The following is a 13570-nucleotide window of genomic DNA, read 5'->3' as shown; positions in this document are numbered from 1 at the left end:
GTGGCCGCACGGCGTCGAGCGAAACGGACAGCGGGCACCGGGCGGCGCATCGACTACACCGAAGGCTGATGAAGAGGAACACCTTCGTGCAGGCCTGTCGCGGTTTCTGCCAGAATCACAGGATGGCGCGCGGACCGGATCTGAAGGCGCTACGCGATCTCCTCGCCAGCGTTGTAGGCACCCTCACGTCCTACACCCATCGCGAGCTCGGTCCGCTCGGCGAGCAGCTGGGGATGCCAGTGCCGGACGGGGGCTCGAAGCACGAGCGGGTCAGCCAAGGCCTCGCCGACCTCGCCGATACCGACCTTCCCATGGTGGCCGAGCGCGTCCTGCAGCACCTGCAAGTCCCTGCGGCAACCCGCAACGCGATTCAGGATGTCCTATGGGCGGGCGGCAGCACCCTGGACATCCCCGCAAGAACCCGGAGGGACATTGCCCGAGACCTCGATCTTGCGGAGTTCGTTCCGTACTCCGGCCGCTTCAAGGTCCTCCTGGCGCGCTTGTGGGTCTTGGACAACGGCCCATTTGACTGGCTCCTCACCAGCAGCGCAACGCTGAGCGCTCAGATCGACCGACACGTTTTTCGTAATCCCGGCGATTGGACCGCTGAGGATTTGTTCGAGCGCCTCCACGCGTTCGACGCGGACAACAGGCGCTTCATCCTGTTCCTGGAAGGAATGACCAGCGCAGAGGTCCTTCCCGACGAGCTGGCGCAACGGCGCGTGGTCGAGGTCATCAACCCGCACCTGCATGGCGCAGGAGTCGAACTTCGTCAGACCAGATTCGAGGGCGGCTACCCCGTCTTCAGCCTCGTCTCTACCCAGTCCGCGCGCTCCCGACGACCCAAGAACCTGATCTTCGCCACGACTGCTAAGCCCGACATCCGTTTCCTGGACGCTGTCGATAACGACATCGAAGTTCTCAACCCCGATGCCGTCCTCATCTACGACCGGCTCATTACCGCCGAAGGTATCCGTTGGAGCGATCTGCAGTCCTGGTGGAAGGAAACCCAGAACCTGCCCACGGATAAGGACGCCAAGGACTCCTTGTACGCCCGACTCGGTTCTTGCCTACCGAAGAACTCCACGGCCCAGCGGAACCTGTTCACGATCTACCACGAACTCCACGCTCCGAACGTTCCGGGGCTGCCCGCCCTCCTGCCCGAGGTGTGGCTGCACTGGGACCCCAAGACCGTCCGTGCCCGTGGACGCGAAGCATTGCTCCGATTCCGCATGGACTTCCTGCTTCTCCTGCCTCGTGGCCAACGCGTCGTCCTGGAGGTCGACGGACGCCAGCACTACTCAACCAATGGACGGCCCGATAGCGCCAAGTACGCCGCTGGCATGAAGGGGGATCGAGACCTCAAGCTCAGTGGATACGAGGTCTTCCGCTTCGGCACCGACGAACTCGACGACCCGGCCCAGGCCCGTCCCCTGCTCGAGCAGTTCTTCTCCGACTTGTTCAACAGATTCGACGTCGCCCCTTCCCTCGGCTGAACACCATCTGGGTTGTCGCTGACATTAATTCCGCGCGGAGCACTGACAGTTTTTCCGCGCACAACAGTTGAATTAATGGTTTCTAAAAGATCTTACATTAAGGTACTTCGGTAGCAGGTCGATGTGCGACTGGCACTGAACGACAAGTTGTTGATTTCTGGCTCACTCTCAGCGATCATCAAGAGTGAGCCAGAGCCCAGGATCCTGGCGTACAAAAGACATGTGGATGATCTTTGGCGCCCACTCCGCCTTCATGCCCGGAGCCGACGAACGCTCCTTCGTCCTTTTAATCCATAGGTTCAGGGTTCGAATCCCTGGCGCCCCATCAGATTTGTTCCAATTTGACTAGTGATATGTCCCGATTTGGGGCCTCGAACGGCGAGGCGAGGCTGACCGTGGTTGCTCGGCGGGTACTCATTGGTGCGTCCGCGTGCCGGGCGAAGATCGCTAAGCGGACCGACATCATGTCGGATCCATCTGACAGCCAGAGAACATCCCCAAAGCGGGCTCACGAGTCCCACTCCTCCTAGATCAGGTCGGCCTGGGGTCAAGCTTTGGTCAACACGCCGGGGCCCGGGGTCACCTGGCGGCCGATGGGCGCTGCCATCCTTTGTCGTTTCTGCTCACGCCAGGGTCAGGCAGGCGACAGCCCGCAACTGGCCGCTGTGCTTCTGCGCATCCGTGTACCGCGACTGCGCGGGGGGTCAGCTCCGGACCCAACCGCTCAATCTGGCCGCCGATAAGGCTTACAGCTCCCGGGCTAAACGCTCCTATCTTCGATCCCGCAAGATCCGGAACACGATCCCCGAACCCGATGATCAGAAGGGCCATCGCCGCCGTCGCGGCTCGTCCGGCGGCCGCCCGACCAACTTCCGCCCCGCCCAATACGCGGGCCGCAACGTGGTCGAGCGGGCGATCAACCGACTCAAACAGTTCCGGGCCGTTGCCACCCGCTACGAAAAAATGCGGCTACATCTTCCTCGGCAGGGTGACCGTCACAGCGTTGGTCATCTGGCTCCGCACCTGATCCAAGAAACAGGCCCTACACGGAGGAGTTCGACCGCACCCTCGACGACGCCGACCTCCGGGTCCGCGCCGCCGCCGCTTTCGGCGCGCCACCTGGCGCGTTGTGGGCGCGACTGACGGTGGAGAAGAACCGGGGCGTGCGCTACCGGATCGCCCTCGCCCTGCTCCCCGGCGACGAGACCGCCTATTCGATCCTCGAAGACCTGAGCACCGGCGACGACTTCGCGGCCCCGGCGGCGACCATCATCCTGGACTTCCGGCCCTAGCTCACATCGGGCCGCCCGTCATCGTGGCGACGGCTCGCGGTGAACCCCTGAATCGCCGCCGTAACCAGATTGACCAGCGCCGCCGCCAGCGGAACCCACTCGGTGAGATCGTGCATCTCGTATCCTTTCTTCGTCGGTGGGGTCAATGGCAGCGGCGGGCGTGAACTCCGGCAGCAGATGCGAACGAACCCGGATAAGCCCCCGCGTCGACATGCGGATTCCGGAAGGATCGGCCAAGTCCGCCGAAGTTCGGCCACAGCCGCCAACCTGGCCAGCATCGGAGCATCGCGTTATGCAACAGCAGCCGGATCCGGCCGGGGTGCACACTCTCCCGGAACTCGCCGAGGCGCTTAAGACGCTGCGTGCGGGCCGCACCTACAAAGACCTCGACCGGGCCGCCGCACCGGAAAGGCTGCCCGGCAGCACCCTCAGCGACATGCTCAACTCGGGCCGTTCCACGGTCGAAACCCTGGAATTGTTCCTCCGGGCCTGCGGCGTGCCCCGCGAACAGCACGCGGCCTGGCTGTCTGCCCGGGAAAGGGCGACGAGCGCGAACCTTCCAGGAACAGCCGGTCTTGTACGAGTCGCGGATGCCGACCCCCGAAGGCTGGGCGTCCACGCGGCGATCGACGCACCGGGAGCAACTGGCGACCTCCCCGCCTACTTCACTCGGGACACCGACCTCGACCCGAAGGGCATCCGAGCCCGCATCGCCCAAGCCATCGAAGGACGAGGCGGCATGATCGTGCTGGTCGGCTGGTCATCGGTCGGCAAGACCCGCTGCGCCTACGAGGCGATCCGCGAACTGTTGCCTCAGTGGTGGCTCCTGCACCCGGCCGACGCGGAGCAGATTCGCCAAGTCGCGCATCAGCCGCCAGCCAGGTTGGTGGTGTGGCTGGATGAACTTCAGCGTTTTCTCGGCGGCTCTGACGGCTTTACCGCCGCAATCGCGCGTGCTCTGATGGACAGAGGAGCACTGCTGGTCGCAACCCTCTGGCCCGACCGATACACCACGTACACGATCAGGCCGAAACTGGGGCAGCCAGACATTAATGCCACAGAGCGGGAGCTTCTCGGGCTGGCCTATGTCATCCACCTAGACCAAGCTCTCGCTGCCGGCGAGCGGCAACGGGCGGAAGAGGTGGCCCACGATGACGCGCGCGTTGCCCTGGCCCTCAATTCGCAGGATTACGGTCTCACCCAGGTCATTGCCGCCGCACCACAGTTGATCGATCACTGGAAAAGCGCCGATCCCTACGCGGCGGCGGTACTCAACGCCGCTGTCGATGCCGCACGACTCGGTGTGCAGTCCCCGCTGTCCGCCGACATGCTACGAGCCGCAGCACCGGGTTACTGCGACGCTCGCCAGCGCGCGATCGCACCAGCGAACTGGTTCGAGACTGCCCTCGCCTACGCCACGGCCGAATTGCGCGGTGCCGCCGCGGCGTTGGCTCCGGTGGCCGATCCTGACAGGATGGGCCAGACCACAGGTTATGTGGTGGCTGATTACTTGCAACAACGCGCTACACGCGAGCGCCGTTTGGTTGAGGTGCCTGCCAAATGCTGGCAGGCTCTCGTTGAATACCTCAGCGATCCATCCGACCGGGCACGCGTTGGTGAGGCTGCCAGTAATCGGGTTCTCTTTCGATACGCCGATCCACTGCTCCGTTCTGGCGGACAAGCGGGATCAGCCCATCTTGGACTAATGCTAGTCGGCCAAGGGCGGCTGCAGGAGATCGCCGATTTCTGGCTCGATCCAAAGCATGACAATAAAAATACCGCTTTTGAGGCGGGGTTCTGGCTGTCGCTCGCCGGTCGGGAACAGGCTCTGAAAGAGCGTGCGGATGAGGGTGATGAGGGCTCCAGATACCATCTGGCGGCACTTTTGAGAAAGCAATGCCGATTCGACGAGTTGCGTGCCCGTGGTGATGCCAGCGGAACATATGAATCACAGGAACTCAACCGTTTGTTGTTCGAGCGGGGACAACTCAACGAGTTGCGGGAACGTGCGGAGGCCGGAGACGAGTGGGCGGGCAAATATGCGGCTCGGTTGAAAATCGAAAAGCTTATGGACGCAGGGCGATTGGACGAGGCGAGCGAGTCCCTGAAGCTCCTCGACCATTCCCTTGGCGAGGGAGCCGCCTACCGCCTTGCCGAGCTACTCGCCGAACGAGGCCGCGAAGCCGAGGCAATAACGCTGCTACGCCCGATAGCCGACGAGCCCGACAGCGCGGCAGCTTATGACTTGGCCCAGTTATTGGCCGCTCAAGGCCATGAGGAGGAACTCAGGCAGCGGGCCGATGCCGGTGATGAATTCTCCAGAGATGCGCTGGCCCGTCGGTTGGCGGCACAAGGCAGGGAACGGGAGCTACGGGATCGCGTCAGAGAAGGTGACGGGTTCGCTCGCGCCAGATTGGCCGAACTGCTGGCAGAGCAGGGGCGTGAGCGTGAATTGCGTGAGCGGGCCGATGCCGGCGACGACGACTGTTCCCGTGAATTGGCAGGATTGCTGTACAGCCAAAAACGGACCCAGGAGATGAGTGTTCGTGCTCAGGCGGGGGATGCGGCCGCCGCTTTATTGCTCGCCCGCACCCTCTACGAGCAGGGCAGGGAGAGCGAAGCGCTCGACGCTTGGCGTCTGCTCATCTTGGCAGGCGTGGTAGATGCAAGACCTCAGTTCTTTCATCTGCTGAAAGAGAAGGACGAGGTGACCTACAAGCACATCCTGCGATACGGCCTGTCACCGGAGGAGTGAACCGGCAGGCTCCAAGCCGTGCGCAAGTCGCCTCTGACAAGCTGATCCCGAAATTTCGGGAAGGATCACCGCGTTCGGGATTGTTCGCCCCTACCAGCATAACTTGTGCGACGGGTTGTTCGCGGAGTGGATGGCAACCTGGGGGCTGTCGGGATCCTTACCGAGGAACCGGAGTGCCATGAGCCCGGCATAGCGAGGAGTGCGAACCGATCTCCAAAGCCCAGCAGGGCTAGGCACCAGATCGGGGATCGTCCTCAAGAACTCGTCCGCGCAAAGCCTTCAGTTCCCGCCCCAGAGCGCCCGACCCGACGAGCATCAGGGCGTGTACCGCGCTCACCTCTCGGCCGGATGCCCATATGCCCGATCTGCGGGCCTGGAACGGGAGGACCTCGATCGAGTGGACCCGGAAGGCGGCCGGGTCCAGGTATCGCATGCCCCCGGTCCCGCACAGGTAGGTCGCGGCGCCTGTCAGCCAGGCCAGGTCGGCCAGGCGCTGCGAGCGTTCACCGGGTGCGAGCAGATCGCTGCTGTGCAGGATCTGCCCTCGCCACCCGACCTCCTCCAGCAGCAGGCGCGTGGACAGCTCCGTCACGTCCGCCAGTCGATCCGTGCTCTCGAACGCGGCGAGTACGGGTTCGAGCCGCCTCTTGAACGACGGCCAGTAGGCACTGTGCCGGTAGTGATCGGCGAGGAGCTGAGCGACACGGCGCCGGCATCGGGCGGGATCGGCCAGACGCGCTCCGCGGATGGAGGTGGAGCGGCCGTGTGGCAGATGGGTGGAAATGGAGAGCCACTGCGGCTGCCACGAGCCGTCGAGCGAGGCGAGGCGCGCGCGGTGCTGGTAGTCCCTGCGTGCGAACTGCACGTCGTCCAGGACGATCCAATAGTCGGCGGCGAACAGCTTGGCCAGCGTCACCAGTCGGGGGAAGAGGTTGGGCTGGTGGATGGCGCACACCTCACCGTACGGCAGGTCAGGGCGTAAGGAGCCTGCTGTCGAATCCGGCGCGGAGAAGAGCCTGGTAGGCGTCATGGACCTCTCCTGGGACGGGCTGCTCGATGGCGTAGCCAAGCTTGGGGTACTCGATCACGCGCTGGAGGTCGCCGACGAGCATGTCGATGACCAACTTCGGATCACCGATCGAGCTGACGTAGTCATCCAGCTCAAGCGGCTCGGAGGCGCACACCACCTCGACCTCGGGCCATACCTTTCGTGCCGTGGCGTAGGCCCGACGCTCCATGTACGGCTTGGAGATCAGGAGCACCGAACCGGGCTGAATACCCGCATCGGCCAGCACCTGGCGGGACAGTGCGATGTTCTGGCCGGTATTGGTGGCGTTCGACTCCAGCAGAATCGCCTCGTCGGACATGCCGAGGTCGAGCGCGTGCTCGCGGTAGTGAACGGCCTCGCCTCGGGGGAAGCGGGCCGCGGTGGTGGGGCTAGTGGCACCGGAAAAGACGAGCAGCGGGAACCAACCGGCGCGGTGCAGGTCGACCGCCGCGCGTGCCACCCCCAGGTCGTGGCTGCCCAGACCGATGGCCACGTCACACCGGCTCAGGTCGTGGTGCATCTGGTGGTAGTCCCAAATGGTGTAGGCGTGCTGCCACTGCTCGTCGGTGATGACCTGCTGCTTGACGCTCACTCGATTGCTCCCTGGTCGCCGTGGCAGAGGGAGGCGGATCTCCCCCTGGATGGTCCGCTGGATGCCCTCGATGCTGCGCAGTTGGTGCGCGAGCCCGTGCTGCGCGGCCTCGCGCGCGGCACGGTCGAGGATCACCACCCCATCATCCACGGTGGCCCGATCCGAAAGCAGGACGTGCCCGTAAGCCGTCTCCAGCCGGACCCGCTGCATCGGCGCATCGGTGACTGCAGTAGCGCGGGCGAGGTCGATCAGGCGTAGCGCCTCCGAGAGGTTCCCTGCGCCACGGTGGGCCAGAGCGAGTTTCTGGTGCGCGACGGACCAGTCCTCGGGTTCACCGAGGTTCTCGAACTCGCGGATGGCAGTCGTCATCAGGCGGGCGGCGTAGTCGTTTTTGTCGTTCTTGCTCAGGGCGGTCCCCACCCACAGCCGGGCTCGCGCCCTATCGCGTGGTGAGAGCCGGTCGTCCACCGCCAGCGCCTCATATTCCTTGGCGGCCTCGTCCAACCGGCCCCCCATCTCGGCGACCACCGCCAACGAAAGGTCGAGCTGCGCGATACGACGGGGGATGTCGAGCTGCCCGTAGATCGATCGGGCGTTGAGGTAGGAGCGGCGAGCGGACAATGGGCCGGCGACTGCTCCTTGGTCGCGCTGGAGGTCGCCGAACAGCGTCGTCGATCGTGCGAACAGGTAAAGACCCTTGTCGTCCAAGGCGTGCGGGTCGTAGCGGGTGAGCCATCGGTTCAGCAGGTCGGTGGCGTAACTGAAGCTCTGGCGGCTGAGAGCGACCACAGCCCGGTCAAGGTCGTCTGTCCAGGTCTCGTAGTCCCAGGCCCGTGGTCCCATCCGGGTGACTCTCAGCCCTTGGTCCACGTCCTGGCCGAGTTCCAAGAGCAGCGTCTCGAACCGCAGGTGAGTCGCCGAATTCGCGCGGGCGAGCGCGGTGTCCAGGATGGCTTGGGTGTCCGGACGTGGCCGAGTAGTGGTACCGAGCTGGTCCCACTTCGCCACGGTGCGGGGAGCCACGCCGAGGTGCTGCGCGAACACCCGCACGCTCATCCGCAGGGCTCGGCGAAGTGCACGCGCTTCGAGACCGGTCCACTCATGCACGGTCGTCACGTCGCTGCTCCCTTCCACGGCCATGGAAGCACGTAGAGGTACCGAGGGCCTACGGAAGTGCAACGCAAGTGCGACAGCGGGTCGTACCCAGCGGGGTCAGGGCTGGCCATGCTCAAAGAGCGGGCCGTAAGCCCCGACCACGGTAAGGACGGCTACCTTGTGGACACTCACCGAACAACACGATGTGGACGGCCCGATCGTCTACGGGTACCTGCGGCTGCATCGTTCGACGCCCGAGCGGCACGCCGCCCTGACGGTAGCCCTCGCCCAATACTGCGAGCAGCACGAACTGCAGCTCTGCGGCATCTTCACCGATCGAGGGGCCGCATCGCCGGACGACCCGGCCTTCGCCGGCCTGCTGGACGTCCTTCTCATGTCCGGCGCCTACGGGGTGGTTCTGCCCACTACGCACCACCTGGGCGAGAAGCCCATCGCGACTCGGCGGCGGGAACAGCTGAACGCGATTGGGGCGCGGCTGCTGGTCGTGCGGGGAGCCCTCCGTACCACTGGCTCTTCCGCCGGCCGACCGGTCGTGACTCTGGCCCGCGCCGTTCCCCATGGCCAGCTCGAACCAACTCGCCAAGGACCCCATGATGATTGACACCTTCGTCGCACCACCGCCCGGCAGCGAATTCAACCCGGACGTGCCAGCGGTAGAGCGCACGTACGCCGCGCTCGCAGGCTCCGAAAAGGACGGCTTCGAGGCCGACCGTGCAGCCGCCGGCAAGCTGAAGGGGGCGATTCCTGGGGTAACCGAGGTCGTCCAAGAGAGCGCAGCGGCTATCGCGCGGGCTGTCGCCTCCCCGTCCACCTTCGTGAAGTGCTCGATGCAGCCCCGGTATGACCCCGGCGCCGTCGAGGTCGCCAAACTGATACAGGCGCGGGCGCCCCGCTGGCTTGTCCTGTGGCGCCCGTACTGGCGGGTCCTGCAGGCGTGGGAGTGCTCCGACCCGCGGCTATGTCGCACCGTCATGGGGCGCAGCGCCACCGAGCTGTGGCAGCGCATGCAGGAAGCTGAACTTGATCTCTGGCGGGCCTCCCCGCGCGCCATGACCGCGGACCGGCCACCCACTACACCCGTTCCGGGTGGCCGTGAGGATCTGCCAGAGGCGGCCCCAAGACGATCACCGGACCTGGCAGCACCCCGCCGGCCCGGAAGACCTCGGGGCCCCAGACCACACCAGGCGGGAGCGCATCGTGTTCACGTACAGTGACGCGTTCCTGGCGGTCGCCGGGTGGCCGTGTTGCTCCTCCTCGTCTTGGCGTGGACAGCCGAGCAGGCTCACAACGTGCGGCCGTCCACGTACTCCGGCGCGGGCCCATGCCCCTATCTAGCACTCATGCTGCCCCGCGCCGTCTACGACTCGCCGCCCACGATGTGCCCCGGGAGGCCGTCGTGGGCGGCGGGCTCCAAACCCTGGCCGGACCCTTCCCACGTGGCGAGCGCGCAGGCTCGCCAAGGGGTCGGCCAGGCGGGAGAAGGCGGGCACCCTGTCGAGGAGTGCAAGGTTGTCCGCCTTCCTCCCCCAGCGGGCCGAACGCCCCGTGGAGAGAGCAGACGAGGATGACGAGAACCCGCCAGCCGCAGGCGGTCAAGCAGGAGGGCCCCACCCCCGAGTGGGAGCCGTACACGTCACACGGCGCCATCCTCCGGGTCAGACACACCTCGTGCTGCGGCCGGTACGAACTGGCGTCGGAGGGCGGCGAGTTCTTCGTGCTCCGTCCCGCCGACAGGCGCGGGCACGAGCAAACCAGCCGAGGCCGGGCCTACCGCGACGTCATCCAGATGTACGCCGCCCTGGTGCGCAAGCACCACCTTGACCACACCAGCCGCGGCGAATGGTACGAGGCCGACCCGTACGTGAACCAGGCGGAAGCGGGCTGACTATGCCCCTGCCCGGCTGGCGTGGACCCCCCACGTCAGGAACCCGAAACAGGACAAGGAGTAGAGACATGAGCACTCTAACCCCGGAGGAGACGGCCACGGTCGACACGGGAGAGACGTTCGACCCGTTCGCCCTCAACATCGAGTTCATCGAGAACACCCCGGCGGCCGACACGGTGCTGATGTGCAGCACCGGCGACAACTGCGGAACCTCCTGCCCGAGCGCCTGCACGACCTCGTAGTCCGCGGGGCGCGGGTCCGTACGGGCCCGCGCCCCCCTTTTCCCCAGAACGGAGCGTGAGTGATGACTCGGTCGCGGCGGACCTTGTACCGGTGCACGGACGCCGGGATGCTGCGCGCGGCGGTGAACCTTTCCGCCCCCGCCCTGCCGCAGTGGCCGGGGCCCGCCGCGTCCCCCGAGCAGTGGCGTTCCTGGCTCGGCGCGATCTGGGCCGATGACACGTTCCGGCGCGCGGTCTCCAGTGCCAGCCTGGACCTGGCCCGCCAGGTGGAGGCAGTTCTGGACGGGCGGTTGTCGAACGCTCGCCGGGCGCGTCGCGCCGCACTCGCGGTCGCCCGGTACGCCATCAGGTATGAGCACCGGTCCACGCCATTCGGCCTGTTCGCCGGCGTCTGCCTGGTCGACTTCGGCGAGACATCCGCCGTGCTTGTCGGGGATGAGCACGAGATCGTTACCCGAGCCGACCCCCGGGCGCTGGACAAGGTGATCAGCGCCCAGGAAGCCGGCGGCGTGTCGATGGCGGCCGTCGAGGTGTGCGTCAACAATCTGGTGTACGTGCGCGGCGGCCGCGTCTTCGTGCCGTCCGAGGGCGCGTCGGAGTTCTCCCTCGCGCTGACACCTGCGCTGACGCTCGTTCTCCAGGCGGCCAAGTCACCCATCCGGTATGCGGCGCTCGCGGGCAAACTCGCCGCAGAGTTCCCGCAGGTGGAAGGAGACCGCCAGGCGGCGTTTCTCGCGGAGCTGCTGCGGCTTCGGCTGCTGCTGTCGGCGCTGCGTGCCCCCGCCACGATCGTTGACCCGGCAGCCGTCCTGCATGCCGTCGCCTTGGACGCCCGCGATCGGGAGGCGTGCGTGGACCTACGGCTGGACGCCAAGGTTCGACTACCCGAGACAGTCGCGGTCGAGATGGAAACCGTGGCAACCGTGCTGGCCAGGCTCGCGGCCAATCCAACCGGCACCCGGGCGTGGCGGCGCTACACCGAGCAGTTCGCCGCCCGATGGGGCGAAGACGCCGAGGTCGGCCTGGAGCAGCTCGTTGACCCGGACAACGGGTTGGGCCTGCCTGACGGGTTCGGCTCGGTGTCCGAGCCGCCACGACCGATGTCGCGGCGCGACCGGCTGCTGTTGGATCTCGCAGGGAACGCCGCCATCGAACGTCACCGGACGGTGCCCCTGTCCGAGCCGCTCATCGAGGAGCTGGAGGCGGCCGCAGGCGAACCCACCGCCCTGGCTCCGCACTTCGAGGTGTGCGCACAGGTCCAAGCCCGTTCGCTTCCGGCGCTCGACCGAGGCGACTTCCGCGTCCGCGTTCACACCGTCTCCAGGGCGGCAGGAACGATGACTGGACGATTCCGGCACCTGTTCCCGCAGGCCGCCGGGCAAGTGGCCCTTCCCACGGTTGACCCTGTGGCGGAACTGGCTCAGTTGTCGTTCCATCCCTCCCGCGTTGAGGCCGACCTACTCACGCGCACCCCGCAAGTCCTGCCGAAGCTGGTCAGCGTCGGAGAGCACCGGGGCAGCGACGCCACGGTGTTCGTCCCCTCTGATCTGGTCGTGGGTCTGCGCGGTAGCCACCTCTACCTCGCGGTGGCCGCCACCGGGGAGCGCCTGGAGCTGCTCGCGCCGACCGCGCTCAACTTCATGTGGAACAACTTCACCCCGCCGCTGGCCCGGTTCCTGGCCGAGATCAGCCGTGCCGCGACTCCGCAGGTGACCTGGTTCGACTGGGGTGCGGCGTGGACGCTGCCGTTCACGCCGGGGCTGCACTATCGGCGCAGCATCGTCGTTGCCGCCCGCTGGCAGCTTCGGGCCCGCGCCCTGCCTGGCCGTGCGGCATCCCTGGAGGAGTGGGCCGCGCAGCTGCACGCCTGGCGCGGCCGGGCGGGTGTGCCTGACCGTGTGCTCCTGGCCATGGACGATCAGCGCCTGCTGCTGGACCTCACCGGGGAGATGGACCTGGACGTGCTCCGTACGCACCTGTGCGGCTCCCCTATCGCAGTGCTCTACGAGGCGCCGCCGCCGGACGTGGATGGATGGATCGGCGGGCGGGCCCACAGCATCGTCGTCGCGGTAAGGGCGGGCCGATGAGCCCGCCCACGACGCAGGCCCTGGCCGAGGGCGCGCTGGGGATAGCGTTGATGCACATCGAGCGCGGCAGCCTTGCCGCAGCCCGGCCTCTGCTGGCCGAGGCGGTCGCCGGCGGCGTCAGCACCGGCTCCAACGCTTCTCTGTTCCACGGCGCCCCGGCCCTGGAGTTCGTGCTTGGCCGTGCCGGGCGCGCCGACCAGACCGTTCAGACGGCCGTCGACCGGGTCGTGGCCGCCCGGCTCACCGCGGCCCGCTGCCGACGAAAGGCGACCCCGCTCCCGACACTGGCAGAGTTCGATCTCATCCGGGGGCTCACCGGGCTGGGGGTGGTGCTGCTTGCCCGAGCAGGCTCGCCGCCGCTGCTGCAGGAGGTGCTGGCCTACCTGGTGACGCTGGCAGTCCCGGCCGAAGCCGATGCCCAGGTCCTGCCCGGGTGGTGGTCGCCAGACAGCCCCACGCATGAGGAGATCACCGGTGGCCACGCGAACAACGGGGTAGCTCACGGCATCGCTGGCCCGTTGGCGCTGCTATCTCTCGCCGCCCGCCGCGGCGTCCTGGTAGAAGGCCAGATAGGCGCCATCAAGACGTTCACTGCCTGGCTGGAGAAGTTCGGCTCCTTCTACTGGATCACCCTGGACCCGCTCGCCGCTGAGGCGTTGCAGGCGCCGCCCCTGCGCCCCTCCTGGTGCTACGGGGACCTTGGTATCGCCCGCACGCTGCAACTGGCAGCCTGCGCGCTCGGCGACGACACCCGTAGGCAGAAGGCCGAAGAACTCGCCATCGCCGCCCTCACCGACCCGGCCCGCCTGAGCCGGGTCACCGATGCGTCCCTCTGCCACGGCTGGGCCGGGCTGCTGACCGTCACGACCGCCCTCGCCTCCGACAGCCGTACCCCCGACCGGTTCGCCGAGCCCATCCGGCAGACCCGCCAGAGGTTGGAAGCAGGGATCCCCGCACTGTCCAAGCCCGGGTTCATGGAAGGCCGAGCCGGGGCGGTTATGGCGCTGAAGGGCTCCAACGTGACCGGCTGGACCCGCGCCCTGTTGATCAACTGACC

General features: G+C 66.6%; 10 protein-coding genes. 8 read left to right on the top strand and 2 right to left on the bottom strand.

The window, feature by feature from the left end:
• Nucleotides 1-68 precede the first annotated feature (68 nt).
• The 3 genes from ACQPYK_RS01550 (at nucleotide 69) to ACQPYK_RS01540 (ending at nucleotide 5543) form a co-directional block, all read left to right on the top strand.
• The gene (locus ACQPYK_RS01550; protein ID WP_433248996.1) at nucleotides 69-1496 is read left to right on the top strand and encodes a hypothetical protein; all 1428 of its coding nucleotides are present in this window, start codon (nucleotides 69-71) and stop codon (nucleotides 1494-1496) included.
• A gap of 1127 nt (nucleotides 1497-2623) precedes the next feature.
• A complete protein-coding gene (locus ACQPYK_RS01545) occupies nucleotides 2624-2788 on the top strand; it encodes a hypothetical protein (protein WP_433248993.1) in 165 nt (54 codons plus the stop codon).
• Between the two features lie 292 nt (nucleotides 2789-3080).
• Entirely contained in the window at nucleotides 3081-5543 is a 2463-nt protein-coding gene (locus ACQPYK_RS01540) for a hypothetical protein (RefSeq protein ID WP_433248990.1), read from the top strand.
• 229 nt (nucleotides 5544-5772) lie between these two features.
• Here the strand turns inward: ACQPYK_RS01540 and ACQPYK_RS01535 are convergent, their stop codons facing one another.
• Both ACQPYK_RS01535 and ACQPYK_RS01530 read right to left on the bottom strand, forming a co-directional pair.
• Complete coding sequence (locus tag ACQPYK_RS01535) at nucleotides 5773-6573, bottom strand: WbqC family protein (RefSeq protein ID WP_433248987.1); 801 nt, start codon at nucleotides 6571-6573, stop codon at nucleotides 5773-5775.
• On the bottom strand, nucleotides 6515-8299 hold the full coding sequence (locus tag ACQPYK_RS01530; RefSeq protein WP_386499931.1) for an ElyC/SanA/YdcF family protein: 1785 nt from the start codon (nucleotides 8297-8299) through the stop codon (nucleotides 6515-6517). Before ACQPYK_RS01530 ends, ACQPYK_RS01535 begins: the two co-directional genes overlap by 59 nt.
• A 157-nt stretch (nucleotides 8300-8456) precedes the next feature.
• Between ACQPYK_RS01530 and ACQPYK_RS01525 the strand changes: the two genes are divergently transcribed.
• From ACQPYK_RS01525 to ACQPYK_RS01505, 5 genes are all read left to right on the top strand, one after another.
• Nucleotides 8457-8900 carry a recombinase family protein gene (locus ACQPYK_RS01525; protein WP_433248984.1) on the top strand — a complete coding sequence of 148 codons (444 nt, stop codon included), beginning with the start codon at nucleotides 8457-8459 and terminating at the stop codon, nucleotides 8898-8900.
• A 963-nt stretch (nucleotides 8901-9863) separates the two neighbouring features.
• Nucleotides 9864-10184 (top strand): hypothetical protein, encoded by a 321-nt coding sequence (locus tag ACQPYK_RS01520; protein WP_093892002.1) that lies wholly within the window; start codon nucleotides 9864-9866, stop codon nucleotides 10182-10184.
• A gap of 68 nt (nucleotides 10185-10252) precedes the next feature.
• Complete coding sequence (locus tag ACQPYK_RS01515) at nucleotides 10253-10426, top strand: FxLD family lanthipeptide (protein WP_143121300.1); 174 nt, start codon at nucleotides 10253-10255, stop codon at nucleotides 10424-10426.
• Nucleotides 10427-10488: 62 nt separating this feature from the next.
• Nucleotides 10489-12513 carry a lantibiotic dehydratase family protein gene (locus tag ACQPYK_RS01510; RefSeq protein WP_433248979.1) on the top strand — a complete coding sequence of 675 codons (2025 nt, stop codon included), beginning with the start codon at nucleotides 10489-10491 and terminating at the stop codon, nucleotides 12511-12513.
• The gene (locus tag ACQPYK_RS01505) at nucleotides 12510-13568 is read left to right on the top strand and encodes a lanthionine synthetase C family protein (RefSeq protein ID WP_433248976.1); all 1059 of its coding nucleotides are present in this window, start codon (nucleotides 12510-12512) and stop codon (nucleotides 13566-13568) included. The genes ACQPYK_RS01510 and ACQPYK_RS01505 overlap by 4 nt, the downstream gene beginning before the upstream one ends.
• Nucleotides 13569-13570: the final 2 nt, after the last annotated feature.

Source organism: Streptosporangium sp. CA-135522, assembly GCF_050949235.1.
Taxonomy (GTDB): domain Bacteria; phylum Actinomycetota; class Actinomycetes; order Streptosporangiales; family Streptosporangiaceae; genus Streptosporangium.
Note: the sequence above shows the minus strand (reverse complement) of the source record. Positions and strands in the feature narration are given on the sequence as shown.

What these genes read in the sequence shown, in the direction of transcription:
- ACQPYK_RS01540 (WP_433248990.1), top strand. Translation starts at nt 3,081, where the DNA reads ATGCAACAGCAGCCGGATCCGGCCGGGGTGCACACTCTCCCGGAACTC.
- ACQPYK_RS01515 (WP_143121300.1), top strand. Translation starts at nt 10,253, where the DNA reads ATGAGCACTCTAACCCCGGAGGAGACGGCCACGGTCGACACGGGAGAG.
- ACQPYK_RS01510 (WP_433248979.1), top strand. Translation starts at nt 10,489, where the DNA reads ATGACTCGGTCGCGGCGGACCTTGTACCGGTGCACGGACGCCGGGATG.
- ACQPYK_RS01550 (WP_433248996.1), top strand. Translation starts at nt 69, where the DNA reads ATGAAGAGGAACACCTTCGTGCAGGCCTGTCGCGGTTTCTGCCAGAAT.
- ACQPYK_RS01520 (WP_093892002.1), top strand. Translation starts at nt 9,864, where the DNA reads ATGACGAGAACCCGCCAGCCGCAGGCGGTCAAGCAGGAGGGCCCCACC.
- ACQPYK_RS01505 (WP_433248976.1), top strand. Translation starts at nt 12,510, where the DNA reads ATGAGCCCGCCCACGACGCAGGCCCTGGCCGAGGGCGCGCTGGGGATA.
- ACQPYK_RS01535 (WP_433248987.1), bottom strand. Translation starts at nt 6,573, where the DNA reads ATGACGCCTACCAGGCTCTTCTCCGCGCCGGATTCGACAGCAGGCTCC.